This is a genomic window from Bacillus sp. L_1B0_5 (assembly GCF_000836715.1).
In the GTDB taxonomy this organism is placed as follows: Bacteria; Bacillota; Bacilli; order Bacillales; family Bacillaceae_G; genus Bacillus_A; species Bacillus_A thuringiensis_S.
The window spans coordinates 1-307 of the sequence record NZ_JXIS01000234.1 but is presented as its reverse complement, the minus strand read 5'-3'; the positions used below and the strand labels follow the sequence as shown (position 1 = coordinate 307).

The window sequence follows — 307 nt, the reverse complement described above, 5'->3', positions numbered from 1 at the left end:
GCAATTTCAAAAAGCATTAAGAGAAACGCAGGCTGCGTTAGAGCCACTTGGGAAGAAATTTGCAGAATTAGCGAAAGATATTTTACCTCCAATTGTTGATGGAGTTAAAGCTGTAATGGATTGGTTTAGTAAATTGTCTGAAGCCGATCAAACGCTTTTAATTGTGATGGGTGCATTGAGTACGGCGTTTATTATTCTAACTCCAATTGTAGCAGCTTTAGCCGTTTCATTTGGTGCGTTGAATTTGGCATTTTTACCTGTGATAGCTACCATTGCAGCCGTTTCCTTAGTGATAACTGGTATTATC

Annotated in this window: 1 protein-coding gene; it reads left to right on the top strand. The window is 38.8% G+C overall.

What is annotated here, in order from left to right:
• On the top strand, positions 1-307 hold a 307-nt coding region (locus RT27_RS35650; protein WP_043939474.1), incomplete at both ends, for a hypothetical protein.